Source organism: Nocardioides sp., assembly GCF_024509035.1.
Classification (GTDB): Bacteria; Actinomycetota; Actinomycetes; order Propionibacteriales; family Nocardioidaceae; genus Nocardioides.
Genome location: NZ_JANINT010000323.1, coordinates 721 through 1,431 on the forward strand (window position 1 = coordinate 721; position 711 = coordinate 1,431).

Genomic DNA, 711 nt, shown 5'->3' on the forward strand with positions numbered 1-711 from the left:
GCGCTCCGGATCGGCGAACGCATCGACGCGGGGATGGTCGGGATCAACCGCGGCCTCGTCTCGGACCCCGCCGCGCCGTTCGGCGGCGTCAAGCAGAGCGGACTCGGCCGCGAAGGTGCCCGCGAGGGCATCCGCGAGTACCAGGAGACGCGTTACTACAGCGTCGACTGGAACTGAGCCGAGGACCCCGTCGACCACAGAAGGACGATGACGCCGTGAGCGACAGCCCCGGTGGCCCCGGTGGCCCCGGGGCGACGGACGTCCGCGGCGGGGTGGAACGTCTGCAGACCTCACCACCTCAGACGTGGGCTGCCGGCGCCGCCGCCGTCGGGCACGCCCTGGACCACGCCGTGCGCCATGGCGGCCTCCGCCGTACGGCCTTGATGCTGCTGAGCCTCAACCAGACCGAGGGCATCGACTGCCCCGGCTGCGCGTGGCCGGACCCCGGACATCGGCACCGGAACGAGTACTGCGAGAACGGCGCCAAGCACATCGCAGATGTGGCGACGACCCGGCGCGTGACCCGGGAGTTCTTCGCCCAGCACTCGGTCGCCGAGCTCGACGGCAGGTCGGACATGTGGCTCAACCATCAAGGCCGGCTGACCGAGCCGATGGTGAAGCGGCCCGGCGCCCGTCACTACGAGCCGATCAGCTGGGACGACGCCTTCGGGATCGTGGCCGACGAGCTCAACGGCCTGGCCTCGCCCGACG

General features: G+C 71.4%; 1 protein-coding gene and 1 pseudogene. Both read left to right on the top strand.

Annotation, left to right across the window (positions count from 1 at the left end; genetic code table 11):
• The first annotated feature begins 33 nt into the window (after positions 1-33).
• Positions 34-177 (top strand): aldehyde dehydrogenase family protein, encoded by a 144-nt coding sequence (locus Q0L15_RS20225; RefSeq protein ID WP_296606446.1) that lies wholly within the window; start codon positions 34-36, stop codon positions 175-177.
• Between the two features lie 38 nt (positions 178-215).
• Positions 216-711, top strand: a pseudogene (locus Q0L15_RS20230) (hypothetical protein); the annotation flags it as partial.